The organism is Spirosoma endbachense, assembly GCF_010233585.1.
GTDB lineage: Bacteria > Bacteroidota > Bacteroidia > Cytophagales > Spirosomataceae > Spirosoma > Spirosoma endbachense.
The window spans coordinates 7627549-7654336 of sequence record NZ_CP045997.1 but is presented as its reverse complement, the minus strand read 5'-3'; the positions used below and the strand labels follow the sequence as shown (position 1 = coordinate 7654336).

General features: G+C 47.3%; 21 protein-coding genes. 8 read left to right on the top strand and 13 right to left on the bottom strand.

Features of this window, described 5'->3' with window-relative positions; genetic code table 11:
* Nucleotides 1-48: 48 nt before the first annotated feature.
* The 5 genes from GJR95_RS31090 to GJR95_RS31070 form a co-directional block, all read right to left on the bottom strand.
* Entirely contained in the window at nt 49-3060 is a 3012-nt protein-coding gene (locus GJR95_RS31090; RefSeq protein ID WP_162389565.1) for a M4 family metallopeptidase, read from the bottom strand.
* 40 nt (nt 3061-3100) lie between these two features.
* Nucleotides 3101-3550: a hypothetical protein gene (locus tag GJR95_RS31085; RefSeq protein WP_162389564.1), complete on the bottom strand. Its 450-nt coding sequence runs from the start codon at nt 3548-3550 to the stop codon at nt 3101-3103.
* Nucleotides 3551-3599: 49 nt separating this feature from the next.
* On the bottom strand, nt 3600-3764 hold the full coding sequence (locus tag GJR95_RS31080) for a hypothetical protein (RefSeq protein WP_162389563.1): 165 nt from the start codon (nt 3762-3764) through the stop codon (nt 3600-3602).
* A gap of 35 nt (nt 3765-3799) precedes the next feature.
* Nucleotides 3800-4234: a hypothetical protein gene (locus tag GJR95_RS31075; RefSeq protein WP_162389562.1), complete on the bottom strand. Its 435-nt coding sequence runs from the start codon at nt 4232-4234 to the stop codon at nt 3800-3802.
* 489 nt (nt 4235-4723) lie between these two features.
* Nucleotides 4724-5758 (bottom strand): glutamine synthetase beta-grasp domain-containing protein, encoded by a 1035-nt coding sequence (locus GJR95_RS31070; protein WP_162389561.1) that lies wholly within the window; start codon nt 5756-5758, stop codon nt 4724-4726.
* A 642-nt stretch (nt 5759-6400) separates the two neighbouring features.
* On the opposite strand from GJR95_RS31070, the gene GJR95_RS31065 reads away from it, so the two are divergent.
* The 7 genes from GJR95_RS31065 (at nt 6401) to GJR95_RS31035 (ending at nt 15781) form a co-directional block, all read left to right on the top strand.
* A complete protein-coding gene (locus GJR95_RS31065) occupies nt 6401-8917 on the top strand; it encodes a phosphocholine-specific phospholipase C (RefSeq protein WP_162391932.1) in 2517 nt (838 codons plus the stop codon).
* Between the two features lie 47 nt (nt 8918-8964).
* A complete protein-coding gene (eat, locus tag GJR95_RS31060; protein WP_162389560.1) occupies nt 8965-10281 on the top strand; it encodes an ethanolamine permease in 1317 nt (438 codons plus the stop codon).
* A gap of 76 nt (nt 10282-10357) precedes the next feature.
* The gene (locus tag GJR95_RS31055) at nt 10358-11740 is read left to right on the top strand and encodes an ethanolamine ammonia-lyase subunit EutB (protein WP_162389559.1); all 1383 of its coding nucleotides are present in this window, start codon (nt 10358-10360) and stop codon (nt 11738-11740) included.
* Nucleotides 11737-12516, top strand: coding sequence for an ethanolamine ammonia-lyase subunit EutC (gene eutC / locus GJR95_RS31050; RefSeq protein WP_162389558.1), 780 nt, complete (start codon nt 11737-11739; stop codon nt 12514-12516). The genes GJR95_RS31055 and eutC overlap by 4 nt, the downstream gene beginning before the upstream one ends.
* 112 nt (nt 12517-12628) lie before the next feature.
* The gene (mtaB, locus tag GJR95_RS31045) at nt 12629-14014 is read left to right on the top strand and encodes a tRNA (N(6)-L-threonylcarbamoyladenosine(37)-C(2))-methylthiotransferase MtaB (RefSeq protein ID WP_162389557.1); all 1386 of its coding nucleotides are present in this window, start codon (nt 12629-12631) and stop codon (nt 14012-14014) included.
* Nucleotides 14015-14235: 221 nt separating this feature from the next.
* Complete coding sequence (locus GJR95_RS31040; protein ID WP_162389556.1) at nt 14236-14628, top strand: VOC family protein; 393 nt, start codon at nt 14236-14238, stop codon at nt 14626-14628.
* 40 nt (nt 14629-14668) lie between these two features.
* A complete protein-coding gene (locus tag GJR95_RS31035; protein ID WP_162389555.1) occupies nt 14669-15781 on the top strand; it encodes a serine hydrolase domain-containing protein in 1113 nt (370 codons plus the stop codon).
* A gap of 84 nt (nt 15782-15865) precedes the next feature.
* On the opposite strand, the gene GJR95_RS31030 is transcribed toward GJR95_RS31035, so the two are convergent.
* From GJR95_RS31030 to lpxK, 4 genes are all read right to left on the bottom strand, one after another.
* Nucleotides 15866-16504, bottom strand: coding sequence for a gluconate 2-dehydrogenase subunit 3 family protein (locus GJR95_RS31030; protein WP_162389554.1), 639 nt, complete (start codon nt 16502-16504; stop codon nt 15866-15868).
* Between the two features lie 10 nt (nt 16505-16514).
* Nucleotides 16515-18260: a GMC family oxidoreductase gene (locus tag GJR95_RS31025; protein WP_162389553.1), complete on the bottom strand. Its 1746-nt coding sequence runs from the start codon at nt 18258-18260 to the stop codon at nt 16515-16517.
* Nucleotides 18261-18350: 90 nt separating this feature from the next.
* Nucleotides 18351-20321 carry a putative porin gene (locus GJR95_RS31020; protein WP_162389552.1) on the bottom strand — a complete coding sequence of 657 codons (1971 nt, stop codon included), beginning with the start codon at nt 20319-20321 and terminating at the stop codon, nt 18351-18353.
* A gap of 52 nt (nt 20322-20373) precedes the next feature.
* Nucleotides 20374-21429 carry a tetraacyldisaccharide 4'-kinase gene (gene lpxK / locus GJR95_RS31015; protein WP_317167023.1) on the bottom strand — a complete coding sequence of 352 codons (1056 nt, stop codon included), beginning with the start codon at nt 21427-21429 and terminating at the stop codon, nt 20374-20376.
* Between the two features lie 93 nt (nt 21430-21522).
* On the opposite strand from lpxK, the gene GJR95_RS31010 reads away from it, so the two are divergent.
* Nucleotides 21523-22629 carry an o-succinylbenzoate synthase gene (locus GJR95_RS31010; RefSeq protein ID WP_162389551.1) on the top strand — a complete coding sequence of 369 codons (1107 nt, stop codon included), beginning with the start codon at nt 21523-21525 and terminating at the stop codon, nt 22627-22629.
* On the opposite strand, the gene GJR95_RS31005 is transcribed toward GJR95_RS31010, so the two are convergent.
* The 4 genes from GJR95_RS31005 to GJR95_RS30990 all read right to left on the bottom strand — a co-directional run bounded on the left by GJR95_RS31005 (nt 22621) and on the right by GJR95_RS30990 (nt 26318).
* Entirely contained in the window at nt 22621-23472 is an 852-nt protein-coding gene (locus GJR95_RS31005) for a helix-turn-helix domain-containing protein (RefSeq protein ID WP_162389550.1), read from the bottom strand. The genes GJR95_RS31010 and GJR95_RS31005 overlap by 9 nt on opposite strands.
* A gap of 79 nt (nt 23473-23551) precedes the next feature.
* Nucleotides 23552-24463, bottom strand: a complete 912-nt coding sequence (hemF, locus tag GJR95_RS31000) for an oxygen-dependent coproporphyrinogen oxidase (RefSeq protein ID WP_162389549.1) — start codon at nt 24461-24463, stop codon at nt 23552-23554.
* A 24-nt stretch (nt 24464-24487) separates the two neighbouring features.
* The gene (locus GJR95_RS30995) at nt 24488-25117 is read right to left on the bottom strand and encodes an AlbA family DNA-binding domain-containing protein (RefSeq protein ID WP_162389548.1); all 630 of its coding nucleotides are present in this window, start codon (nt 25115-25117) and stop codon (nt 24488-24490) included.
* A gap of 727 nt (nt 25118-25844) precedes the next feature.
* On the bottom strand, nt 25845-26318 hold the full coding sequence (locus tag GJR95_RS30990; protein ID WP_162389547.1) for a hypothetical protein: 474 nt from the start codon (nt 26316-26318) through the stop codon (nt 25845-25847).
* Nucleotides 26319-26788: the final 470 nt, after the last annotated feature.

The following is a 26788-nucleotide window of genomic DNA, read 5'->3' as shown; positions in this document are numbered from 1 at the left end:
AAGCCCGACCACTTGCGTAGTCGGGCCTGGAAGAGGGGTAACCAGGACCTATTCTTTCACCAGCTTATGAATGATTCGCTGCCGTTCCAGTATTACTTCCAGCGCATAGACACCGGTAGCCAGTGACGAAACAGTCAGAACACGTTCGTTCTTACCAGCTATACCCTTATGCGTATGCTGCTGATAAACACGGCCCTGTACGTCTAGCAAACGCAGTTGAACATCACTGGCTTCTTTTAGCATAAATGTTACTATAACCTCATTATGAACCGGATTCGGGCGCACTTTCACTAAGCTTACCTCCTCTATAGTCTCCTGTTGGGCACCCACTCGTAACCCATTCGTTGAGAAATAAACGGCTCCATCCTGAGTCGTTCCCTGTTGATAACCCGATGGAGGGGTTATGCTTGTTGGGAATTCAAGGCCCCACCAACCCGTAGTTCCTGCATTGAGGCACCCTTGGAGATTTTCCACACCGGAATCTTTGGTGAAATTATCCCAGAAATTATCACCGCGTGGGTAGTACTTGTCATTGTATGCGTTCGGCTCAGCGGTTACCAAGGCCCGCTTCCCATTCGGAAACTGGCGAATCTCGACGTTCAAATTATTCCAGGTGCCCACATGGCGGGGGCCGCTACTAAAATCGCAGGGATTAGGCGGATTGGTACCGTTCTGTGCATAATATACGGCCCCATCCTGCTCCGTGCCCTGATAATAACCGGCTGGCGGAGCAATGCTGGAGGGGTTAGTCAGGCCACCCCAATCCGTAGTACCTGCATTGAGACAGCTTTGCAAACCAGCCGCATTGGGGTCTTGATTAAAGCTTCCCCAGAAATTATCACCACGCGGGTAGTATTTGTCATCGGAGGAGCCTGGAATGGCCGTCACTAATACATTTCTTCCGGAGATCGAGCGAATCTGAACGACCAGATTCGACCAGGTGCCCACATAACGAGGGCCGTTACTGAAATCGCAGGTGGGAGTGGAACCACAGTTTACACTGACGTTGAAGTTAAAAGTTGGTGTATAACAACCAGCGCCAGATTTGGACATGGCCAGACTGTACTGATATGTTCCTGCAGAAGCTGGAGCCGTTACGTTCAAACTTGGGTTCGAGCCTGGGTTATAAGGAACATTAGGGCCACTATAGGTATAGGTAATTCCCTGACATTCCCAACCGTTTGAATTGCCGGGCCCAGCCGTACAGCCCGAACTGAGAGTCATGGCCTGATTGCAATTGACACTCGTTGGTGTAATGGCTGTTGCCGTAAAATTACAATCTGGACTACAGATGTAGCTAGTGGGTATACCTACCGCTCCCCAGGCAGCAGCGACGGCGCGTTGTTGAGGAGAACATTCGCCAAAAACGGCTCCAGCTGCGATACGAAGGGCATTGGCGGTATTAGCGTAGTTATAATCACCATAAATGTAATTTTCAAGCGCCCAATACACGACGCTCATCGCATCATTAATCGAACTAATGGGCGTTATATCCCCATTTGGCCCTTTTCCTGTTATCAATGTATGAAACCATTTATCCAAGACGCCGGCATTTATATGGACCAACTGGGGATTCGTACTATTCCAAAAGCCAGGTTCGTGATATATCTTGGGATGGCCAAATATATTAGGATCGGCCATATTGCGAACATACCAGGCGTTTTCTCCCATCTGCCAATACCAATCTCCTCCATTTGGGCCTCCATCGGGTTGCAGTTCTCGCTCAATCACCGAACCCATGATATCAGAAAAGCCTTCATTTAACGACCCCGTTTCGCCATCAAAAATTGTCCAGCCACCAACTAAATGATTAGAAACTCCATGTCCATATTCATGACCAATTATGTCAACGGCAGCAGCCACTTGACCTTGGGGATTAGCCTCGACCACCATTAGCCGCTCATTTCTCCACCAGACAGGACCATCTGCGTAACCTGGGCTTGATAAAACCCGCGCGATTGTTCCTTGACCATCAGTACCGTTCATATTAAAACGGTTCAAGAAATATTGGTAACATCTCCAGACAGCCCAGTGACTAAGGGTAGCCGCCTGTGCATTAGTCCCCCAGTTTGTAGAAGAATTTGTTACCTCAGGATCGTCCCAAGCGTTATTGATTTGCGGTGGATTCTGATTCGCCCAGAGCCAGGCATTATTGTTCAAATCAACTCGGGTAATTAAAGCCTGGGGAACATTGGTACTCATGGATAAGCGAAAGTCCGTACCCAAAGGCTCTACTTCAAAAGAAGGAGTGGGATTGCCGCGTGGATGTAGTGAGTTGAAAGTCGCGGCTTGTAATGGTTTACCAAGGTTTTGAGTTGTAGGAAGTAATTGAAGCTGATTGTGGCTCACTTTGCCATGACTATACTTAGCATCAAAGCATTTGCTAACCAAGGGGACACTTTTTATGACTGCTCCACTAATGGCATTGATGTATACTCGATTTGGGCCAAGTGCTTTTTTAATATCGCCCGATTCCCTTCCACCCAGTATATCGAATGTATAGGCAAGCTGATAACTTTCTGTTGCAAAATTTCCATCCTGGCTCGTTAGAATTAATTGACCTTTGGGTAGGTTATTTTTAAAATCAGCTAGGCTGATTTTTTGGGCAAAAACTGCTGATTCAAGTGCTTGGCTTTCCGATATGACTCGTTCTGGGTTTAGAGCTAAGCCATCAATAATCCGGGAATGAACAGACTTGAGAACACCTTTTCGCGAATGTAAGGTTAAATGACCGCCTTCGACGACTATGTTTTTCCAGAGCAGTTGAAAGTGTTGATGTCTGGTTTCTTTTACATCGGTTTTGTCTTTTACTAACCAAAGTTGATAATCCCCACTCAACCCCAAAGAATTCTGAAATCTTGACGTAAACTTACTGGCTTCAATGGATTCAGAATCCGGGTTGAATATTAACCAGCCATCTTCGGTATATTGGCTGGTTAGGGATAATAGACTTTTGTCGTTTTCTCTTAAATATTTAGGTGCAAATTTCTGGCCATATAAGATGTCATTTTGGAACAATAGGCTACAAAATAAGAGCCAGAAAATTAGATACTTTTGCATAATGTGAGGGATTAAAGGGATTGAATAAGAAATAGAGAGATTAATTAGCCTTTTCGATCTTATCAATTCGCACTGCATGGACTGGAGCTCCATCAAAGGCATAGATGGGGACGCGATAAATGGTACCCCATACACGATAAGGGTACATATTGGTCGAATCAACTAGACGAGCCTTGAGTGTAACCGGGTCGATTACAATGCTGTTTGTCAGATTCATATGCTGAATCTGTTCACCCTGCACACTGCAAATAAAGGCTGTACGAATTAGTCGGGACCCAAACCAAGTAATTGAATCCTGGAAGGTAAATGAGGAGCCGCCAAAATAAGCTGGCGCATTGACATAGGTCCGTACAACGGTATTTTGATAGCCTGCCATACAACAGCTCCCATTCTTGCAGTCAGGTTGAGGTGGTTTTTTGCTACAACCTGCACTCAAACACGACCACAGCAGGCCTACCGTGGCCAGGCTTGATAATTGCTTAATTTTCATGATAAGAATTTATTTAGGTTGATTTGGTTACAATTCTACGTATCTCATTCTAGCTTTTAAGCCAGCCATCATCAGTGGCGCGACTGGTCAGTTGGAGCAGGGTTTTATCATTTTCACGGAGATACTTAGGTTTGTAGCGCTGAGCCATTGAACCATAAGTAGCACCGAAAAATATTAGGTTACATAAAAAAATACGAAAAAATAGGGTGGCCATGATGATTTACAAGTTGAAGGGTGGTTATAAAAACTTTAATAAACGGACTCGACTTTATCAAGCCGAATCGCATAATTAGGCCCAGCGAATCCAGGCATTTCGACTAAATTATAGATGGTGCCCCACACTCGATAGGGGTAGGCATGGGTCGAATCAATCAGGCGAATCTTACCCGTCGCGTCAACCATTGTATTGCTCTTCAGATGCAGGGCTGTTATCATCGCCTGTTGGGTAGGGCAGGTAAAGGCAGAAGCCTGATTGATATTAGGTGCCGCGCTAACAACCTCCTGAAAAGCAAATACAATACCTCCATACTCGGCTCGGGCCCCTTCAACCCGTCGGACAAACGTTACTTTACCCCGGCCACAACATTCGCCATTTTTACAGGGATCGGGTGGACTACAGCCCGCGCTCAGACCCAGCCACAGCAGGCCTACTGTGGACAGGCTTCGTAGTTGATTTGATTTCATGATGAGTATTTAGTAAGGTTGATTTGGGCATAAACATAAGTAATCTTTTTTCTTCTTAATAGTTATTTAAATTATTTTCTAATACAATTATAAATACTTAGTATCTAAAATTATATACTAAGTATTTATAATTCGTATACTATAATTATTCAGAGTTTCACAAAACCAACCAATGCCGTTGATAGTCTTTCGCTGCTGTACCAGTGTTCAGATTCCTCCCCTATTTTGTAACACAGCAGATAACATAGTCAATACAAATCCCTTTATCCTAAAAAGGCACCAGACTGGTAACCCTCAACGAATCAGTCAGGTCTACTTTTCTCTCAGTCTTTATAAATCTGGACAAGGTTCAGCACTGAGTTGTATGGTTCCCCATTTAGCAACAAAAAAGCCCGACCACTTGCGTAGTCGGGCATTCTATCGTTTACAGATATTCGATTAATGAGCTAGCATTCTTACGTCTAACCTCTTTAATCCAGCATCCTGTTATTAAGCAGTTTCCAGAATCTCAGCCGATTTAACGGTTTTGATAATGACAGCGGCTACTTTATAAGGATCAGCGGCCGAGTTCGGACGACGATCTTCGAGCCAGCCTTTCCAGCCGCGTTCTACCGTAGCGATAGGGATACGGATCGAAGCACCACGGTCAGAGATACCGTAAGAGAACTGATCGATCGACTGGGTTTCGTGTTTACCCGTCAGGCGTTGCTCGTTATCAGCACCATAGACAGCGATGTGTGCTTTGATAACGTCGGCAGGCGAGAAAGACTGACAGATTTTGTCGTATACTTCCTTGCTTCCCGACGTGCGCAGAGCCGTATTTGAGAAGTTAGCGTGCATACCCGAACCGTTCCAGTCGGTTGCGCCCAGCGGCTTGCAATGCCAGTTGATGGCAATATTGTATTTTTCACCGATACGCTCCAGGATATAACGGGCAACCCAAATCTGGTCACCAGCTGCTTTTGCTCCTTTAGCGAAAATCTGGAATTCCCACTGACCTGTTGCCACCTCGGCGTTGATACCTTCAACGTTCAGGCCAGCTTCCAGGCAAGCATCCAGGTGTTCTTCAATAATGTAGCGACCATAGGCATTCTGAGCGCCTACAGAGCAATAATATGGCCCTTGTGGACGCGTCGGGAAACCTTCGGCCGGGAATCCTAGTGGTTTATCAATGCTTAAATCCCATAGGAAATATTCCTGCTCAAAACCAAACCAGAAATCGTTATCGTCGTCTTCAATCGTAGCACGTCCGTTTGTTACGTGAGGAGTACCATCAGCGTTCAGCACTTCACACATCACGAGATAACCATTCTTACGCTGCGGATCTGGTACAATGAAAACTGGTTTCAGCAAACAGTCTGACGAACCGCCTTCGGCTTGCTCGGTCGAAGAGCCGTCGAACGACCACATAGGGCAATCTTCGAGACTACCCGAGAAATCAGCTTCAATTTTAGTTTTGGAACGCAGGCTTTGGGTGGGCTTATAGCCATCGAGCCAAATGTACTCTAACTTCGACTTTGCCATGGTATACAGGTGGATTGTATTGAGATACGGGTTTTGTTACGATACTTTCAGCAAATATAGAACGACGCAACAATAATTTATTAATGCATCTACCCTCATAGACGGTATTTCTTACGGATTTTATGGAATTATTATAATTAAAATTCGTTTGGTACAGAAAATAGCCATATTTCATTAGAAAAATTAATGAAGCTCTAATTTGGAGATCGAATGACGAAAACCATCCGTTAGAAGCACTACATCTTTAAAAATGAACCTGATAGCGCCTACGCAATAGCTTTTTACCCATTTTTACCTAAATTGACAAGAAGCTTACAGGAATAAAATACGCCCGATCTTTCTCTACAATTCGTATCTGCATTATTTTGCGCATTCATTCTGCTTTTACCAAACCGCTGTAGAACTTTCGCTGGTAGCCGTGCCACGGTTACTAGTGATGCGCAAACAAACCACGGTCCGCCGTGCAGTGGCACGGCTACCAGCAAAAGGCTTACAGTGTTAACATACTGGTAAAAAGAAACCCTAAAGTCTGTTGATCGCTTTCTTTACTTTTATGACCTCAAGCTATCATTTTGCATTGTCCATGAGTCAGCCGTGTAATCAGGATAGCCTCTTTTGTCCATCAATCATCCTATGAACGTAATGGATTCCAGACGGGAATTTTTAAAGAAAGCAGCCTTACTGTCAAGCACAGCCGGTTTTTCGGGCGTATTGCCCACTTCGATTCAAAAAGCGTTTGCCATTGATCCTCAACCCGGAACAACGTATCTGGATGCCGAGCATGTGGTCATTCTGATGCAGGAAAACCGCTCTTTCGACCATACATTCGGTACGCTTCAGGGCGTTCGTGGCTTTAATGACCCAAGAGCCATCGACCTGCCGAACAAAAACAAAGTGTGGCTCCAGACCAACGCGGCCAACGAAACCTACGCTCCCTTCCGGCTTAATATCCGGGATACAAAAGCGACCTGGATGAGTTCGCTCCCCCACTCCTGGACCGATCAGGTTGATGCGCGTAATGGTGGAAAACTGGATAAATGGCTGGACTCCAAAAAGTCGGGCAATAAGGATTATGCCAACATGCCCTTAACGATGGGCTATTATAACCGCGACGACCTCCCCTTCTATTATGCGCTGGCTGATGCGTTTACCGTTTGTGATCAGAATTTCTGCTCTTCGTTGACCGGAACAACGCCAAACCGGTTATTTTTCTGGACAGGCACCGTTCGAGACCCCAAAAACCCGCAGGCAATTGCCAACGTTCGCAATGAAAACGTAGATTATGAAGCGGAGGTTAACTGGACGACTTTTCCCGAACGACTGGAAGATGAAGGCATTTCCTGGAAAATTTACCAAAATGAAATCAGCTTACCTACCGGCCTGGAAGGTGAGGAAGATGCCTGGCTGAGTAACTTCACGGACAACCCAATTGAGTGGTTTTCGCAGTATCGCGTTCGGTTTCACCCGGCCTATTATCCATTCATTCAGCAACAGGAAAAAATCATACCCGAACGCATCAAGGCACTGGAAGATAAACTAAAAACGCTGACCGAAACGGATAAAGACTATGCAAAAACGAAACGTGAATTAACGAGTCAGCAACACTTTCAGAAACTCATTCAGGAGGATCTGGTGAAGTATACGCCAGCGAAGTTTAAGCAACTCTCGCAGCGGGATAAAAACCTTTGCGAAAAAGCATTTACAACCAACGCCAACGATCCGGATTACCATAAACTGACCAGATTAGATTATCAGGACGGACCGATAAAGCGGGAAGTACAAGTACCCAAAGGCGATGTGCTGCATCAATTTCGGGCCGATGTAAAAAATCAAAAACTACCCACTGTTTCGTGGTTGGTTGCGCCCGAAAACTTTTCCGATCACCCTGGCGCACCCTGGTACGGGGCCTGGTATATTTCGGAGGTTATGGATATTCTGACTCAGAATCCTGACATCTGGAAGAAAACTATTTTCATTCTGGCCTACGACGAAAACGACGGCTATTTCGACCATGTTCCGCCGTACGTACCGGCCCACCCCGACCAGCCTGAGACGGGTTTAACCAGTAAAAGCATCGATACCCGGCTGGAGTTTGTTACTAAAGAACAGGAGGTCAAACGTCAGAACAAGGGGCGCACCGGCCCAATTGGTCTGGGCTACCGTGTTCCGCTGGTCATTGCCTCTCCGTGGAGCCGGGGTGGTTATGTCTGTTCGGAGATTTTCGACCATACATCGACGCTTCAGTTTCTTGAAAAATTCCTGAGTCATAAAAAAGGCCGGAAAATCGAGGAATCGAATATTAGTGACTGGCGTCGCACTGTTTGTGGCGATCTAACGTCGGCATTCCGGCCATATCAGGGCGAAAAAATTAAATTACCCGCTTTCGTCGCCAAAGAAGCGTTCATTGAAAGCATTCATAAAGCCCAGTTCAAGCCCGTTCCAACTGGTTATAAAGCTTTTAGTCCAGATGAGATTCGCCAGATCAATGCTGACCCAATGGCTTCTTCGCACTGGCCCCGGCAGGAAAAAGGCGTTCGTCCTGCCAATGCGCTTCCCTACGAGTTGTATGCAGATGGTCGAACAGCCAATGACCGCTTTACGCTGACGTTGGCTGCCAGGAACGAAGTTTTCGGAAAACGGGCAGTCGGATCGCCTTTTCAGGTCTACCAGCTCATGAACGATAACGTGGCGATTCGTTCTTATACGGTTTCCCCCGGCGATCAACTCAGTGATTCCTGGCCCTTAAACGAACCTTACCACCTGCGTGTTTATGGCCCCAATGGGTTTCTTCGCGAATTTAAGGGGGCAACGGGTAATCCGCCGATTGAGGTTTCGTGTACTTATGAACGGGATGCGAAAAACCAATTTACGGGCAATGTGTTGATAAAAATCAAAAACACAGACGCACAACGGTCTTATTCGGTTCAGCTTACCGACAATGCCTATCGAACCAAAGGTGAGCAGAAAACCCTGGAAAAAGCGGGTACAAAAGCGGCCCAAACCACTATCGTACTGAATTTAAAAAACAGCTACAACTGGTATGATTTTAGTCTGCAAGTAGCTGGTTTTGCCGCTTTTGAACAACGGTATGCCGGTCGCGTTGAGACCGGGAAAGCGGGTTATAGTGACCCCCTGATGGGTCAGTCTGGAAACGTTTAGCCTAGTAATTCTCAAATACCCTCTTTACCAAATTACATCTTTCCAGTATGGCCAACGAACAACCAGCCTTAAAACAAGCATTAAAACCGATTCATTTATGGGCAATTGGGGTTGGTCTGGTCATATCCGGTGAGTATTTCGGCTGGAATTATGGTTGGGGGGTGGCTGGAACCGTTGGGCTTTTACTGGCAACTCTTGTCATTACTCTTCTCTATTTCACCTTTATTTTCAGCTTTACCGAGCTAACCACATCGATTCCCAATGCGGGCGGTCCCTTTGCGTATGCACTCAAAGCGTTCGGCCCGCTGGGAGCGTTGGTGGCAGGCTATGCAACCCTCATCGAGTTTCTGTTTGCCGCCCCGGCTATTGCGCTTGCGTTGGGGAGCTATGTTCACTTTCTGTACCCATCCATTTCGGTGGTCGGGGTATCAGTCGGATCATACATTTTATTCACACTGATCAATTTGCTCGGAATCAAAGAAGCAGCCTGGTTTTCGCTGGTTATGACGCTACTGGCCATTGCCGAACTGCTTCTGTTTATCGGCGTCGTTGCTCCTGATTTCAAACTGGCTAATTTTCTGCATAACCCCATGCCATTTGGCTGGTCGGGAGTATTTGCGGCACTGCCCTTTGCGATCTGGCTTTATGTATGTCTGGAAGGCGTCGCGATGGTAGCCGAGGAGGTCAAAAACGAGAAAAATGCCATTGCAAAAGGGTATATTTCCGCGCTGCTGACGCTAACGATCCTGGCTCTGGCGGTCATGGTTTGTGTAGGGGGTATTGCCGAATGGGAAAAGCTATCTACGCTTGATTATCCCCTTCCCGAATCAATTGGACTGGTTTTAGGCCGTACGAATCCGTGGACGAAACTGTTTGCCAGTATTGGACTCTTCGGGCTCATTGCGTCCTTTCATGGCATTATTATCAGCTATTCCCGGCAGATTTTTGCGCTCTCCCGCAGCGGCTATTTACCCGTCGTTTTGTCAAAAGTTAGCCCTCGTCAGCAGGTGCCATACTGGGCCTTAGTTGCTGGTGCTGCTCTGGGAGTTTTAGCGTTGCTGTTGCTGGATACGAGCAAGCTGGTTATTCTTTCAACGATTGGCGCGGTGGTTGTCTATATTGTCAGTATGCTGGCTTTATTTAAACTTCGCCGGAGCGAACCTACTCTCAGCCGACCCTTTAAAGCACCTTTCTATCCGGTATTTCCTGCATTAGCCCTGCTGCTGGCCATTGTAGCTCTGGCCGCAATGATTTATTTTTATAGTTGGTTGTGTCTGCTGTTTCTTGCTGGATTGATCGCCATTATCGTTCTCTTCTACGCCTTTGGTAAACACCGAAAAACCAAGGAACTGATGCAAATCTGACGAGCAACGGGTTTATTCTTTAACCAGACGCGTCAGCCAGCCATACCTGAAAAATCATAAGCCGAAAACCACGTTCATGAGCTATCAGCATACCATCCGGGGTTTTACCTACCAATTTGAGGACTTGAAAACGCTTTTGGCCAAAGCAAGTCCGTTGCGCTCAGGTGATGTACTGGCGAGGCTGGCGGCTGAGAGTTACGAAGAGCGGGTGGCTGCCCAACTGGCGCTTGCTGATGTGCCTCTGCCAACATTTCTGAATGAGGTACTCATTCCCTACGAATCCGACGAGGTTACCCGCCTTATTGTCGATACCCATTACACAGAATCCTTTTCGCTGATCAGCCATTTTACCGTTGGCGATCTGCGCGACTGGCTCCTGAGTGACGCGGCCGACGTGATCGCAATCCGGCAAATCGCGCCCGGCCTGACGCCCGAGATGGTATCCGCCGTGTCAAAGCTTATGCGCAATCAGGATTTAATTCTGGTGGCAAAGAAATGTGAAGTGGTGACCCAGTTTAGGAATACAATTGGATTGAGAGGGCATTTATCGGTTCGATTGCAACCCAATCACCCCGTAGATGATGCCAAAGGAATAGCCGCCAGTATGATCGACGGGCTATTGTATGGCAGTGGTGATGCCATGATCGGGATCAATCCGGCAACCGATAGCCCCGCCGTAACAGCCCGCCTTTTGCACATGATCGACAGCATACGGGAGCGATTTTCGATACCAACCCAAAGTTGCGTGCTGAGCCACATTACAACTACGCTGCAATTGATTGAACAGGGCGCACCCGTAGATCTGATCTTCCAGTCGATTGCGGGCACCGAAAAAGCCAATACCAGCTTTGGTGTGAGCCTGTCGCTACTTCAGGAAACCTACGAAGCCGGATTGTTGCTGAAGCGGGGGACGCTTGGCCAGAATATCATGTATTTTGAAACGGGTCAGGGAAGTGCGTTATCGTCCAACGGGCATCATGGTGTCGATCAGCAAACCTGCGAAGTTCGAGCGTATGCCGTTGCCCGTCATTTTGACCCATTTCTGGTGAACTCGGTTGTCGGTTTCATTGGGCCAGAATATTTGTTCGACGGCAAACAGATCATTCGCGCCGGACTTGAAGATCATTTCTGCGGAAAACTGATGGGATTACCTATGGGAATGGATATCTGTTATACCAATCACGCACAGGCCGATCAGGACGATATGGACACCCTTCTGACGCTATTGGGTGTGGCGGGTATTAATTTCATCATGGGAATACCGGGTGCCGACGATATTATGCTGAACTACCAGTCTACGTCTTTCCATGATGCGTTATACCTCCGCCGGGTTCTGGGATTACGGGCTGCTCCGGAATTTGAGGCCTGGTTACTTGGGCAAGGAATCATGGACGCATCTGGAAATCGCCTGTCGACAAGTGTACAAAAACAATTTTACGCGGAGTTGATTGGTGGATGAATAAACCGAAAAAAATAGCAACCGAAACGGACGATTGGCAAGCACTGAAATCGTACACAGCTGCCCGAATTGCCCTGGGCAGAACAGGCGTTTCGATTCCACTTCGGGAGTCGCTTCAATTCAATCTGGCTCACGCCCACGCCAAAGACGCCGTTTATTCATGTCTGGATCATAGTGGTTTACAGGAAGCTTTAGCCGATACAGCATTACCCATCTACAGTGTTTATAGTCAGGCAGCAAACCGGGATATCTATCTGCAACGGCCTGATCTGGGAAGGTTACTGGCGAACGAATCAGCCCGTCAGCTTCACGAATTAAATGCTTCTCCTTCCCAGCTGAGTATTATTATTGCCGACGGCCTCTCGGCTAATGCGGTCAATACCTATGCACCACTGGTCGTTCGCAGGCTAATCGATACGGCCCGACTGGCGGGCTATACATTCGCTCCCATTACGCTGGTTGAGCAGGGCCGTGTGGCAATCAGCGACGACATAGGCCATATTCTTCAGGCTCAGCTGGTCATTATGTTGATCGGCGAACGGCCGGGTCTTAGTTCGTTCGACAGTATGGGCGCGTATCTTACCTACGCTCCCATACCGGGTCTGACGGATGAACGTCGAAATTGTCTTTCCAATATCCGCGACCAGGGCCTCCCTCCTGCCGTGGCCGTCAGCAAGTTGATGTGGCTGGTTGATTCGGCCTTTCGGCTGCAACTTACCGGCGTTTCCCTGAAAGATACGGACGGCTCTGAACCGGATCGTTTGTCAATTGGGTGACATTCAGTAAACAATACGGAACCCACCCCGCTGTTTTTTTGTAATTTTGCAGAATCAGTGTGTTTGTGCTGTGGCGGAGGGTGGGTAGGTATGCGTGCCACGGTTTGGAACCATGGCACGCATACCTACCCACCCTCCGCCACAGCACAGGAAATTACGTATCGTGAAAAAAGTCGCCTTCTATACGCTTGGCTGTAAGCTGAACTTCTCAGAAACCTCTACCCTCGCCCGTTTGATGGAACAGCATGGGTATGAACGGGTAGAGTTTAATCAACAGCCTGACATATTTATCATCAATACCTGCTCTGTGACGGACAATGCCGATAAAAAATGCCGGAAAATTGTACGTGAAGCACAAAAAATCAACCCCGATGGCTACGTAGCCGTTCTGGGGTGTTATGCCCAGCTGAAACCCAAAGAGATTTCAGAGATTCCGGGTGTTGATGCGGTACTCGGTGCGGCAGAAAAGTTTCGGCTCCACGAGCTCATGTCGACATTCGAAAAGGTGCCCATGGGTCAGACCGGGCAGATTTTCAACTCGCCCATTGAGGAGGTGATCGACTATCATGCTTCCTACTCACTCAACGACCGGACACGTACGTTTTTGAAGGTACAGGACGGTTGCGATTACCCATGCGCCTACTGTACGATCCCGCTCGCACGCGGAAAAAGCCGCTCCGACACAGTTGCTAACGTGGTGCGGGCAGCCAATGAAATAGCCGAACGTGGGGTTAAGGAAATCGTACTGACAGGCGTAAACATTGGCGACTTCGGGCTAGTCAATGGGACCGGGCTGGCGATCCAGAGACAAGAGACGTTTTTTGATTTGGTTCAGGCACTGGATGAGGTCGAAGGTATTGAGCGTTTCCGGATTTCGAGCATCGAACCGAATCTGCTTACCGATGAGATTATTGCCTTTGTAGCCCAATCGAAGCGGTTTGTTCCCCATTTTCACGTACCGTTACAATCGGGGAGCAACCGGGTGTTGGGGCTGATGCGCCGTCGATATAAGCGCGAATTGTATGCCGACCGGGTTCAGAAAATAAAGGAATTGATGCCACATGCCTGCATCGGTGTGGATGTGATTGTGGGCCACCCCGGCGAAACAGAAGAAGCCTTTAAAGAAACATACCTGTTCCTGAACGAGTTGCCGGTTTCGTACCTGCACGTCTTTACGTATTCCGAACGGCCAAATACCACCGCATTATCGATCAGGCCGGTAGTTCCTGGCCATGTTCGCGCCGATCGCTCGAAGATGCTGCATATTTTGTCGGATAAGAAACGTCGTGCTTTCTACGATTCGCAGGTGGGTCGTGATGCTACAGTTCTGTTTGAAGAAGATATTGCCGACGGGATGATGCAGGGCTTCACCGAAAACTACGTTCGTGTGGTTGCCAAATATGACCCATTGCTTATTAATGAAACGCTACCCGTTCACCTGACCGCCGTCAACGCCGATGGGCTGATGGAGGTTGCGGAAGCTGTCGATATGCTCTAGTTTAAAAACAGAATACTATTTTTAAGGCCGGTCGATGAACCGGCTTTTTTTATGGTAATAACTGGTGATTCACGAGCCGATAATCAGTGGATGTGAATTACGAATAAAACGGAGGCTACCCATGGCTGGAACGGCGAGATAACCGATATTGCCGAATTTACGAATTGATTCGATAAATCCCTGCACCACTCTGAGCCACCTAATCGTTAACCGAACAACGCATGAAACAACACATTGCCCATCTTGCTCTCGTTGTCAATGACTATGACGAAGCTATAGCCTTTTACACCAATAAGCTCAACTTCGATCTGCTGGAGGATACCATTTTAAGTGAAACAAAACGATGGGTTCGGGTAGCCCCCAAAGGTTCATCGGAATGTTGTTTATTACTCGCCAAAGCAGACGGTGAAGATCAAAAAAGCCGGGTGGGGAACCAGACGGGTGGGCGCGTCTTTCTCTTTTTGTACACCGATGATTTCTGGCGCGATTATGAGGCCATGCAGCAGGCAGGCATCACATTCGTTCGGCCACCTGTTGAGCATCCTTATGGCACAGTCGCCGTTTTCGAAGATCTGTATGGCAACTTATGGGATTTGCTTGAGCCTAAAAAGTAGCGTTCACGGAAATCCAGTTGAGTCTCATACCATCACGATCATGCTAAAACGCATTTACAGTGTCCTGCTTCTTGTGGTTTCTCCACTGGTTTGCTGTCGGGCTCAACAGAATGTAGCCTCGATTGACTCACTGCTACAGGTTTATTACAATCGACAGGAGCTTAATGGTACTATTCTGATTGCTCAACATGGAAAAGTGATCCTTTCCAGAAGCTATGGCATGGCAGACGTTGATAAACAACGCCCGCTTACCAGTTTGACACAGTTTCAAATTGCGTCGGTGTCAAAACAGTTTACGGCTTATGCCATTATGCAATTAAAAGCAACTGGCAAGCTCCAGTACGATGATAACGTGCAGACCTATCTGCCCACCTTTCCGTATCCGAATATTACAATCCGTCATTTGCTCACCCACACATCGGGGCTACCCGATTTCTGGACGCAGATCAGGCCGAAGCTGGATACCTCAAAATCGAACGGAAACGCAGACATGCTGGCTTATTTAGCTGAACATAAGTTGCCGCTTCAGGCAGCTCCTGGCACAAAATGGATTTATTGCGACATCGGATTCGATTTACTGGCAACCCTCATCGAACGACTATCCGGGATGAATTATCAGGCATTTTTGCGCAAATACCTGTTCGAACCAGCATCCATGAACGACACAGAGGCCCTGCTGGTCACGGATATTCGACGCATAAAGGCAAAGAATCTGGCAACCGGCTATCTACGCCGTAACAATACACTCAAGCCAGCACACCTCGAGCCTGACCAGAATTTTGTATTCTACCTCGGCGATTTTTACGGCGACGGGTCGGTCATTTCAACAACTGGTGATCTGAAAAAGTGGGATGATGCCCTGAGCAATTATAAACTCCTGCCCAAAGCGATTCAGGATGAAGCCTTTCGGCCCGCCCGTACTCCAGACGGGCAATTGATTGAGTTTAGATCCGGTACGACCTATGGCTTTGGCTGGTTTTTACGGCAGCATCCGGTTCTGGGTCAGCAGATTATGCATTCGGGTGGGCAGCCGGGATTTCAAACCTGGTTTGCCCGTTTCCCGGATAAACAATTGTGTGTGGTCATCTGCATGAACGTAGAAAGCAAAAAACTGGATGAGATTACAAAAGGAATTCTGTTCCATCTGCAGTAACAAAACAGGGAAAAACGAGCTGACCATTATAACAGAGCGCGGCCTCATTCAATGAATGAGGCCGCGCTCTGTTAACACCTGATTCTATTTCCCCTGCGTTAGCTCGCGCTCTTCGTAGGCCAGGTTGTATTGTTTCAAAACATCTGCCGGTACACCGTCCCACTGGTTCGGAACGTTACCAACATAACCGATGTCTTTAACGCCCATCTGGCTGGTAAAAAAGCCGGTTGCCGTCATGTTCCGCATCATCGAAAAAAACGATGCGCCCTGGGTCATGTCGGACTTAGCCAGTTTGGGGTAAGCGATCTGCTCAATCATATCGATCTGCTGCGCTTTTGTACACAACACAAACTGTTTGCCATAGCGTTTGACGCAGGTATTGTCGAGCCAGCGAATACCACCCCGCATCGGTGTCTGATTACTGGGCTGGTCTTTCATCATAAACTCGATGAAAGCGGGAACACCCGCCTGCGACGCACTACCCGACCGTTCATCGGCAGGGATAATGATATCCGACAGCACAGTAACGGTCTGCAATTCGTGGGGTGTAAAAAACTTTTCGGCATTCAGTTTGGCATCGCGCTCAGCTTCGAACTTCTGCCGTCCGCCTGGAATTTTGAGCGGTTTAACGTCAGGCGGTGCTGGCACGGCTGCTTCTACTGGCGAAACTGCCAGACCGAAGCCGGCAAGGGAAAAGGCTTTAAGGGTGTCTCTGCGTTTCATGACCGAAAATTTATATATTCTTCTTCTTTACCTGATCAATTAAGTATTCCGATGTACGCATTGAACTGGCCAGAATCGTCCAGGTTACGTTTTTGTCGCCCTGGGACGGGAATGGCGCAGCATCGACTACGAATAGGTTCTTCACATCGTGAGCCTGCTGATATTTGTTCAAAACCGAATTTTTAGGATCATTACCCATGCGGGCAGTACCAACTTCGTGAATGATCTTGCCGGGTGCTTCCAGTCCATAACTGTTCTCAGGACCGGGTTTGTTACCAAGCGCAATACCACCCATCGAATGAATAATTTCTTCGAAGGTATCCTGCATGTGTTTGGCTTGTTTCACCTCATAGTCCGACCATTTGTAGTTGAATCGAAGCACCGGAATACCGTACTTATCGACAACGTTCGGATCAATTTCGCAGTAGTTACTCTCAAGCGGGACTGGTTCACCCCGGCCTGCCATACCAACATACGCGCCATAGAAACGACGGTAATCATCTTTCAGGCTGGCACCATAGCCACCACCCGGTTTCATTTTACCATCGCGACCGGGAATCATACCATTCATCGCTTCAACACCCCAGCCGAATCCGTAAGCGGGCATACCCATGCCACCCCAGTATTCAATGTGGTAACCGCGCGGGAAATCAAGTTTTTTGTTATCGAGCCACCAGGGTGTGAAAACGTGCATCCCACCAACGCCATCTTCGTTGTAGCGTTTGCGGTCCATCAGCGCGGGCACAAACGCCGATCGGCTGGCTCCGGTCGAATCGTTGATATACTTTCCAACAACGCCACTCGTATTGGCCAGCCCCTGCGGGAAACGGCTTGATTTCGAGTTAAGCAACAAACGGGCCGTTTCGCCCGCGCTGGCTGCCAGCACGACCGATTTCGCCATGATTGTTTTTTCCTGAAGCGACAGCGTATCCACGTAGCTAACGCCCGTTGCCAGACCCGTTGCGGTGTCGGTAAGCACTTCGCGAACCATGGCCCCGTTGATGAGGGTAACGTTGCCGGTTTTCAACGCTGGCTTTACCAGTACCGACGACGAAGAGAAATCGGCATAAGCCTGACATGCCCGCCCACACTGGCTACAATAAAAGCATTGGCCGCGCTCTTCGTTAATCTGTTTGGTAAGAATGGACAAACGAGACGGAATTACCGGAATACCAATACTTCTGGCTCCCTTCCGAATCATCAGCTCATGCAAACGCGGTTTAGGCGGGGGCAGGAAAATACCATCTGGTTCAGACGGCATGTTTTCAACCGAGCCAAAAACCCCGATAAGACGGTCTACGCGGTCGTAGAATGGTTTGAGATCATCGTAGCCAATTGGCCAGTCTTCACCAACGCCTGTCATGCTTTTACGCCGGAAATCATCAGGTGCAAACCGGAGTGAAATACGGCCCCAGTGGTTCGTACGCCCACCGAGCATCCGCGACCGGAACCAATGGAATTCGGTCCCTTTAGCGGTCGTATAGGGTTCACCATCGATCTGCCAACCACCCCATGCGGCATCAAAATCACCAAATGCACGCGTCGTTCCAGCACCACGACGGGGCGACTCCCAGGGCCATTTCAGTTGCGTAATATACTTAGGATCAGCTGGATCGAAATAGCCACCGGCCTCCAGCAACGCGACTTTAGCGCCGGCCTTAGCAAGTGTGTAGGCGGCCATGCCGCCCCCAGCGCCAGAGCCGACAACGACTACATCGAATTGTGCCGGGGCTTTCTTAATCTGAAAGGGGTCCATGCAAAAAGTTGAGATTATTATGAGTACTCTTAAAAATAAGCTTAAATATACTAGCTAAAGAGAGAAACCAGCAGTTGCTACCCTACTTACTTAATCAAACAAATACCAATCGACGCCGAAAGCAAAACTCCGGCGCATGGGAAGAAAATCAGGAGCGACAAAATAGCCCGGCTGAAACACCCCCTGATTGACATGAGAAAACTTAACAAACAACCGGGTTCGGTTCACACGCAGGTTGGCGAAGACATCAGCCAGCACATATCCCTCAACCTGTTTTGTATTCTGAATATAAAATTGCTGAGTGACAGGCATATAGGCATCGGCATAATAGGGCGACTTGTAATGCAGATCAACCCCTACCTGAATGTAGAGCACTTTGGCATACAGCAACTCATACTGAAAGCGAGCATTCATAAAAAACGGTGGTGTCCGCAAGACATCCCGCCTTGACTGAACCGTGTAATAGGCCTGCCCGGACGCCAGGAACTTACCAATTTCAAAGCGATAACCCAGCCCCGTTCGTAACACGCTAAATGAACCACTTAGCTGCCGAGCCACAGCGGCCGTGTCGAAATAGACGTAATTACTGAGCAGGTAATAGTCCAGACCCGGTTGCAACTGTAATTTCTTATAGCGTAGATTAAGCTTCCCATACGCATGGTTATAGCCTCGCAGACTGAAGTTATTGCGCCAGAAGAAAATATGGCTCTGAAAACGCTCCTGCAACAGCGTCGGATTGGCAAAAATAGACGAATAGCCAGCCGTTAGATACTTACTCTCAAACTGGCCCTGTAGCCGATACCCACCCCCAACCTGGTACTCAGCCTCAGCCGTTACCTGTGATAAACTGTCGGGAAAATAATACCCTAGCCACCCGCCCAGAAACGTCTCGACCCGGCGGGTTTCGTATTCGTTATAATTAGTTCGGGCGGTGTTGTAGCGCGTATACTGGCCATAGATCCGGCTTCGAAGATAAGCCCGGTAGTTAAACGCCGATTGGCCCCGTTTATAGATTCCCTTTAGCCCAAACTGGTTTTCAAGCAACCGGAAGCGGGCATCCTGTTCGATACGCGATGTATCGCCCAGAATTGCGGGGTAGAAAGCTTTATTAATCGCCAGTGTATCGTCCTGAAAATAGTTTTTATGCCGGTTATAATCGAGCCGATGATACACCTGAAATCCCTGGTCCAGCACATATTGATGGTAAATATGCCAGTCATTTCGAATGTCGCTGCCTTGTGGGTCCGGCAGGTTTAAAGCGCCACCCGTCAATATTGCATCACCGGTATAGGCATAAATATTTTTCGATCCGTCGAGATTAGTGCCTGGCAATACGCCCCCCTGCTCGGAAATAGTATGGTGCATATTGATGAAATGCAGCAGCAGGGTGTATTTATCATTTTTCGATCGGTAGTTCGTATGGCCCAGAAATCCCCAGTTTTGCGCCAGCAATTTAGTTGGATCATTCGCGCCACTGGTGCCAAACTGTTTCTGGGACGTGAATCGCTGCAGATTGAAGCCTACATTCCAGCGGGGCGAAATATTCTGGGAGAAATCAAACCGAAGGATGTTCTGATTATGTCCGCCAAGTGCCAGATACATATCCGTAAAGGGCGACTTGGTGTCGAAATATTTCACCTGCATCGTCTGATAGGCATAGGGCGAAAAAACCGAATAGCCTGTTTGCGCACCTAACTGCTGAGGCACCGGCACATACACATCCTTCATGGGCGTACCCAGATTGCCTAAGTCCTGAAATTGGTTCTGACTTCGCTGGACATACAGAAACTGATGAACATTATCCATGGTCGTATCCATGGTGTAGAGTTTCTTCCGGTTGTTAAAAATATCCGCTTCCAGCATGTAGCGGGTCGACTTGGGTCCATAAATGACCTTCGTCGTATCGTCGATACCACCAAAACTAGCACTGGAGGTACTTCCTGGGCGGTTTGACTGACCAAAACCACCCGGTAGCTGCTGCGTTGTCCCCGGAAACTGCTGTGCCCGAACGGTAAGCGTCAGGCTTATAAAAAAGAAAAGAAAAAGTACGCTTCGATTCATCAAGTCAAAAGTACGCCAAAACCGCCGGATGCCCGGAATAGAAGGCCTTCGATTAAGTATTTTTAAGGAGAAAACCATTTACCAGTGTTTCAAATTCGGCTTCATAACCGGGCAAGAATGCCATTTCGACCGGTATATAATACAGCGGAAGCTGACGTCGCTCGTCGGCGGTGAGCAGGGCATCAATTTTCACCCAGTCTTTTTCTGTTGTCAGTAACGAATCATCCGGACTTAGCGTATCGAACAACTGATCGAGATCGGTACGGGAATAGGCATAATGATCGGCAAAGCGATGATGTTTCTTCATCGAAAACGTTTGCTGAACATAGCCCTCCAACGGAACAGCATTGGCCAGACCCGATACCAATACCACCGATTGAAGACTACTTACCGGTTTATTGTCGGCAAAGGAAATGGGCTGCCCATACTGTAATCCGGCAAAAAACAGGGGCGTACCTTCACGAATGTACGAACGAATGTTTGCTCCAATTTTCGCTTGCTCGGCTGCGGACAGTGAATCAGGGCACTTGGTTACAATGACCGCATCGGCCCGCTGCGCCCCATGCCGTCGCTCACGCAAACGGCCCGCCGGAAAGGGATGATCGTTGTAAAACGGCCGGCTATACTCGGATAGCATCAGATTCAGGTTTGGCCGAACCGCCCGGTGCTGAAAGGCGTCGTCCAGCAGAATCTGTTTCGTTTCGGGGTATGTTTCCAGAATCTGCCGGATAGCTTCGGCCCGCTGTTCGCCAACAAAAATCCGTACCCGGTGTTTAAATTTTCGGTAAAGCTGTAACGGCTCATCACCGATGGTTTCGGCCGTATCGAGATCAGTAGCTATCCGAAAGCCTTTTGTGCGCCGACCGTACCCTCGGCTCAAAGTGGCCACTTCAGGGCGTAAAATTGAGTCTGGGGTCAGATGCCGTTTAATCAAATATTCAATCATGGGAGTTTTTCCTGTACCGCCAACGGTAAGGTTCCCAACAGCGATTACACAGGAACTGGATTCATAACTTGAATATAATTTCCTATCATACAACCAATTACGAATATCGGTAATTAACCCATAGATTCTGCTAAATGGCAGGAGTAGTATAAGAGTGACCAATTGCTTCGCTAATAATTTCGTAACATTGACTTTATTGAGCAGCCAAAAGTAGTACTTTTAGGATTGTGAACCCCCGCCATACCGTCTGGTACAATGAGTCTCAGAGCCGACTACCTGAAATACAGCTTGCATTTTCGTTTCGAAGCGGGTACGTCGCGTGGTATTCTTACGGAAAAAACATCCTATATTATTCGGCTAATCGACGATGAAGATCCCTCAGTTATTGGTTATGGCGAGTGCGGTCCGCTAAAAGGGTTGAGCTACGATGACCGTCCGGATTTTGAGGAGCAACTGTCCCTGAACTGCCAGGAGTTTAATGACCTCGATTTGCAGTTGTTTAGCTGGAATGTCTCCATTGTTCTTAACCAACTGATCAGCCCTCAATTTCCTAGTATACTCTTTGGTTTCGAAACAGCCATGCTCGATTTTCTGGCTGGTGGCCGACGGATCATTCACGAAACCGAATTCACAAATGGGCATCGCACTTTACCGATCAATGGATTAATCTGGATGGGTAGCCCGGAATTCATGCGCCAGCAAATTGAGGATAAATTACGGGATGGCTACACCACGCTCAAGTTAAAAATAGGCGCGATTGATTTCGAGCAGGAATGTGACCTTCTGGCCATGATTCGGGAGCGATTTACGCCCGAACAGATTACGCTCCGAGTAGATGCCAATGGTGCGTTCAGCCCCGACGAAGCGATGAAAAAGCTTGACCGGCTAGCGACCTTTGGGCTGCACTCTATCGAACAGCCCATTCGGGCCGGTCAACCCGATCTCATGGCCGAACTCTGCCGTAATTCGCCCCTACCGATTGCCCTCGATGAAGAACTCATCGGCCAGATGGAGTATGTTCACAAATTTCGATTGCTAAAAAAAATACAACCGCAGTTTATCATTCTGAAACCAACCTTGCTGGGTGGGCTGCGTCATTGCGACGAATGGGTCGAGGTGGCCGGTCGGCTTAATATTGGCTGGTGGCTAACATCGGCACTGGAATCGAATATTGGCCTGAATGCGATTGCTCAATATACGGCCCAGTTTAAAAATCTCATTCCACAGGGTTTGGGAACCGGGCAACTTTACTTCAATAACATCGACAGTCCCCTCACAATTGAGCATGGCCACTTACGCTATGATCCTGCCCAGCCCTGGGATTTCACTCAATTGGCCAACAGCAGCATGCAATCACGGTAACGCATAGGGGGCGCAATACAACCGCTCATTGCCCAACTCATGAAGGAGATGCGTAGGAGATTGGCCAACAAAATGTGCAAAATCATGAATCAGGTGGCTTTGGTCATAATAGCCATTTCGTTCAACAAAATCATACCAGTCGGGCTGAGAACGGGCAGTTGTCTGAAGTTCGTTTAGTACCCGCTGAAAACGCACAAAGCGCGCAAACTCTTTTGGCGAAAATCCAACGTATTTCTGAAATCGAAGCTGCGCCGTCCGCTCCGAAACCCGTTGCTCTTTAGCCATCAGCTTGACTGGATTCAGGTGCAATTGCTTCTGACACAAGGTGATGAGATCAGCCACATGGTTCAGGGCATTATCTCCTGCCTTCAGATAGGGTTCGGCAAATTTGTTGACAATTGCGACTCGATCCTGATGATCAGTGGCCTCCATCAATTGCTCCCAAAGCAGGCTGAAGCATTTTTTCACCAATAGATCGTCGGGATGGACCACGTGACCGTTAAGCTCCTGAACGGGTAGGTTAAAAAACCGATAGAATCCATCAAATGAAAAATTGACAGACAGCATATCTGCCCCTGCTTCGCTCTGGAAGCGTATTGCCTGTTTGATCGGGCCTATGATAGCAACCCGATTCAGAGTAAACGTCGCATTCTGCTTAGAACCGACCTGCATTGTATGAGGCCGCCCGAAATTAAAGATAATACTAGCCTGAAAATTCGGCAATAAAACGCGCTCCGCTGGCTGCTCGACTCCCGACCAGAATGAATAGATGTGCCGAATTGCCGACCGTACACCAGTGGCTGGTCGGGCATACAGTTCAAGTTGATTGCTCTGCTGATCCATTCGCTAAGTCGTCAGTAGGTAATTGGCTTCGTTCAGGTTTTGGGAAGCAGTTTGCCTACCAAAGCCTGAACGTTCAATATCATGCCCAGTGCACACCTTTCCGCAACCAGTTCAGCGTATCTTCTTCGCGGCTACCGGATTCCGGACGAAAATCGTAGGTCCAGTTCGCCTGGGGTGGCATACTCATCAATATAGACTCCGTACGACCATTGGTTTCAAGGCCAAATTTAGTCCCCCGGTCCCAGACCAGATTGAATTCCACATAACGTCCGCGACGCAGCAACTGCCATTGTTTTTCGCGATTGCCAAAAGAAAGGTCGCGATTCTGATGCATAAAATGCGTGTAGATAGGTGCAAATGCATTTCCGACATCCTGCACGAAGGCAAACAGATCAGCTTTATGGGCAGCATCAACCGGTTTTAGGTAATCGAAGAAAATACCCCCGATTCCGCGCGTTTCCTGCCGATGCGGAATATAAAAATAGTCGTCGGCCCAGGTTTTGAATTTGGGGTAATAAGCCTCATCATGCCGATCACATACGGTTTTCAGACTTTTATGAAACCAGCGTGCATCTTCTTCAACAACATAATGAGGAGTCAGGTCGATGCCTCCACCAAACCAGCTTTGACCACTACTCATCTCAAAATACCGGACATTCATGTGAATGATCGGCACCATCGGATTGCGTGGATGGAGAACAATTGAAACGCCTGTGGCATAAAACTCGGCCGGTTCGGTTAGGTTTAGTGAACGCAACGTGGCTTCGGTTGCCTCACCATATACTGCCGAAAAGCCAACACCTCCTTTTTCAATTACGGCCCCGTCTACTAGAGTTCGCGAGCGCCCTCCGCCCCCACCCGGCCGCTCCCAGGCGTCGGTCCGAAACTGGCCTGCACCATCGGCCTCCTCCAGCGACTGACAAATCCGGTCCTGCAGGTCGGCAAAAAAAGCGGTAATTGTATCCTTCGTAATAAGTTGTTCCGACGTCATAGTGCACGCAAAGATACAACACGATTATTCCGCGAGCTTCAATGCATAGCGCACCGGTCGTGGTTTGTCAATCATAAGCAACAATCCCTGAACAGCTAATAGTCGCAACATTTTACCCGCCCGATAATCTGAGATGTTGATCAGTTTGGCAAACCGTTCAGGAGTAACGTACTCATTTTTGCGAAGGTATTGAATCAATGTCCGCGTCATGGGTGACTTCACTAATTCATGGACATCGGCCTTTTCCTTCGTAATAATCAGCTTGTTTGTAGGAACTGACTTATCCTTTGCCCGAACGTATATTGTTCGTTGGCCCGATTCGTCGACAGCATAGTGAGGCTTTTCTGCGCTTTCGGCCACATGAATGACCAAAACAATTCGGCCATCGGGCGTTAACGTTTCGTAACTGACCGATAAAGCCGGTTCAACGAACTGATCAGTCGCATCTTCAATTTTATGGACTTCCCGAAATTCGGAGGGGACACCGACAATTTTCCCATTATCGGCGACGCCTATCAGTAATGTACCACCCGACGTATTGGCAAAAGCAGCCAGTGTTCTGGCGATACGGTTTGCCGATGAGATCGAGCGTTTAAATTCTAAACGAGTGTTTTCACCCTGTGCAATCAGATCGTCGAGGTTGTTTCGAGTCATAACTGGATAACAAGAAAGTCAACGATTTGTCCATTCCACTCGCCTACTTTACATTCAATCATAGTGTATTGGTATAAATTAGTGAATACAACCCCTTCGTTCGGGCAACCTTTCTGTTGATTATTCCCAAACAGAAGCAGTCATTCCGTTTCCAGATGAAATTAGGAAAATTTCACTAAAAATAGGAACCATCATCAACTAATTTATTTGTCGAACGAATTAACCAATTCGAACAAAGTGCTTCATGCAGGCATAGCAGACATATCCTTTGCTTGACAAGAAGAAGAATAACGTTTTAAAGATGATTGGGCGGGTTGTTCGATCCAGGGCAGTAGCTTTTTTGCAAACTGGGCACTGGCTTCTGAATGTAACCCGGTAATAAACAAGATTGACTAATATAAAGACAACCAATAGAATACCTATCAAGATAAGAAGTTTCATAGTAGGGATTATAAGGGATCGACAATAACGTAAAGTTATCGTACGGGACTTATTTATTTCCCCTTTCTATTTATTGAATATATTAAATTTACTATTAGGGATTAATGATAAACAAAATACTAATTTATGATTTAAATATTACATTTTTTATACAGGCCAAACTATGAATTGGAGTTGAACCTGTTTTTCGTTTAGGTTTATTCACTCCCCCATAAACAGCATCGTCATGGGGGAGTATAGCATATGCTATATACAGTTACAAATTAGCCTTTGTGTAGCCAGGTTACTATTCCACAGCCTTGTTCTGAGGTTTGCGGCCACGTGGTTTTCCTGTATAAGCTGGTTTGGGAGCCTGATCGTTTAGCAATAATTCATAACCTACGACACCATCTTCGTAATCGAATGGTTTGATTGTAAAAACGTATTTTGAATCGGCATAATCGATTCCGCTTTTCTGCAAAATAACAGGTAGAGAAACGCTGTAACTTTTAGCAGCTTTTTCCAGTTCAAATGCACCTTCCTGACCATCAGTAGCAGGAATTACATAAAGCGACTTTATTTTTCGCTTTCCTTCCTGAACACCTACTTTAAACTTGGTATTTTCGGGATCGAAAGCTAATTGTGCTACGGATTTGGCTGGAAAAACAAGCTTACCTGCCGAAGAAATATAGCCCGTGACAGGCGCCGATTTTTTAGCCTTTTTCTCCTTAGGTTTATTATTTTCCAGCGGAGAGAAGAACCGAATTTGCGTTGCTTTCATGAAGACAGTCTGTTTTATATGCGTATAATGAAACCCAGGTGCGAATATACTGTGTCTATTTATATATTAGTATCTCAGGCTAACAATTATAGAAAATATTTGACACGATGAAGACTATAATTATTAATTCGGATACAAAAAAAGCGTATTCAATTTTATTTTTTAGAAAAAGATATATGATTTTAGGCCTTGATTATAAATCCATTTTAAGTCAATGTATTTCTGTTTGCAAATAAAAAAAAACAACTAGAGCTTACTGCCTACACACTCAAATCGCCTGTCAATTGCTATATTTTTACCGAAACATCGCTAGTAAAATGTACCAAATTAACTAACATTACTTCATTACGTAGTGTCTAAAATCCATTCGTGTCAGTGCAAGCAAACAATAGTATATCATATTTTGGCGAATGAGTTTTCTTACTTACCAAATAGACAGAAATATTAGCGACTATAGGCCAATTGAATAG

What these genes read in the sequence shown, in the direction of transcription:
- GJR95_RS31090 (WP_162389565.1), bottom strand. Translation starts at nt 3,060, where the DNA reads ATGCAAAAGTATCTAATTTTCTGGCTCTTATTTTGTAGCCTATTGTTC.
- GJR95_RS31085 (WP_162389564.1), bottom strand. Translation starts at nt 3,550, where the DNA reads ATGAAAATTAAGCAATTATCAAGCCTGGCCACGGTAGGCCTGCTGTGG.
- GJR95_RS31080 (WP_162389563.1), bottom strand. Translation starts at nt 3,764, where the DNA reads ATGGCCACCCTATTTTTTCGTATTTTTTTATGTAACCTAATATTTTTC.
- GJR95_RS31075 (WP_162389562.1), bottom strand. Translation starts at nt 4,234, where the DNA reads ATGAAATCAAATCAACTACGAAGCCTGTCCACAGTAGGCCTGCTGTGG.
- GJR95_RS31070 (WP_162389561.1), bottom strand. Translation starts at nt 5,758, where the DNA reads ATGGCAAAGTCGAAGTTAGAGTACATTTGGCTCGATGGCTATAAGCCC.
- GJR95_RS31065 (WP_162391932.1), top strand. Translation starts at nt 6,401, where the DNA reads ATGGATTCCAGACGGGAATTTTTAAAGAAAGCAGCCTTACTGTCAAGC.
- eat (WP_162389560.1), top strand. Translation starts at nt 8,965, where the DNA reads ATGGCCAACGAACAACCAGCCTTAAAACAAGCATTAAAACCGATTCAT.
- GJR95_RS31055 (WP_162389559.1), top strand. Translation starts at nt 10,358, where the DNA reads ATGAGCTATCAGCATACCATCCGGGGTTTTACCTACCAATTTGAGGAC.
- eutC (WP_162389558.1), top strand. Translation starts at nt 11,737, where the DNA reads ATGAATAAACCGAAAAAAATAGCAACCGAAACGGACGATTGGCAAGCA.
- mtaB (WP_162389557.1), top strand. Translation starts at nt 12,629, where the DNA reads ATGGCACGCATACCTACCCACCCTCCGCCACAGCACAGGAAATTACGT.
- GJR95_RS31040 (WP_162389556.1), top strand. Translation starts at nt 14,236, where the DNA reads ATGAAACAACACATTGCCCATCTTGCTCTCGTTGTCAATGACTATGAC.
- GJR95_RS31035 (WP_162389555.1), top strand. Translation starts at nt 14,669, where the DNA reads ATGCTAAAACGCATTTACAGTGTCCTGCTTCTTGTGGTTTCTCCACTG.
- GJR95_RS31030 (WP_162389554.1), bottom strand. Translation starts at nt 16,504, where the DNA reads ATGAAACGCAGAGACACCCTTAAAGCCTTTTCCCTTGCCGGCTTCGGT.
- GJR95_RS31025 (WP_162389553.1), bottom strand. Translation starts at nt 18,260, where the DNA reads ATGGACCCCTTTCAGATTAAGAAAGCCCCGGCACAATTCGATGTAGTC.
- GJR95_RS31020 (WP_162389552.1), bottom strand. Translation starts at nt 20,321, where the DNA reads ATGAATCGAAGCGTACTTTTTCTTTTCTTTTTTATAAGCCTGACGCTT.
- GJR95_RS31010 (WP_162389551.1), top strand. Translation starts at nt 21,523, where the DNA reads ATGAGTCTCAGAGCCGACTACCTGAAATACAGCTTGCATTTTCGTTTC.
- GJR95_RS31005 (WP_162389550.1), bottom strand. Translation starts at nt 23,472, where the DNA reads ATGGATCAGCAGAGCAATCAACTTGAACTGTATGCCCGACCAGCCACT.
- hemF (WP_162389549.1), bottom strand. Translation starts at nt 24,463, where the DNA reads ATGACGTCGGAACAACTTATTACGAAGGATACAATTACCGCTTTTTTT.
- GJR95_RS30995 (WP_162389548.1), bottom strand. Translation starts at nt 25,117, where the DNA reads ATGACTCGAAACAACCTCGACGATCTGATTGCACAGGGTGAAAACACT.
- GJR95_RS30990 (WP_162389547.1), bottom strand. Translation starts at nt 26,318, where the DNA reads ATGAAAGCAACGCAAATTCGGTTCTTCTCTCCGCTGGAAAATAATAAA.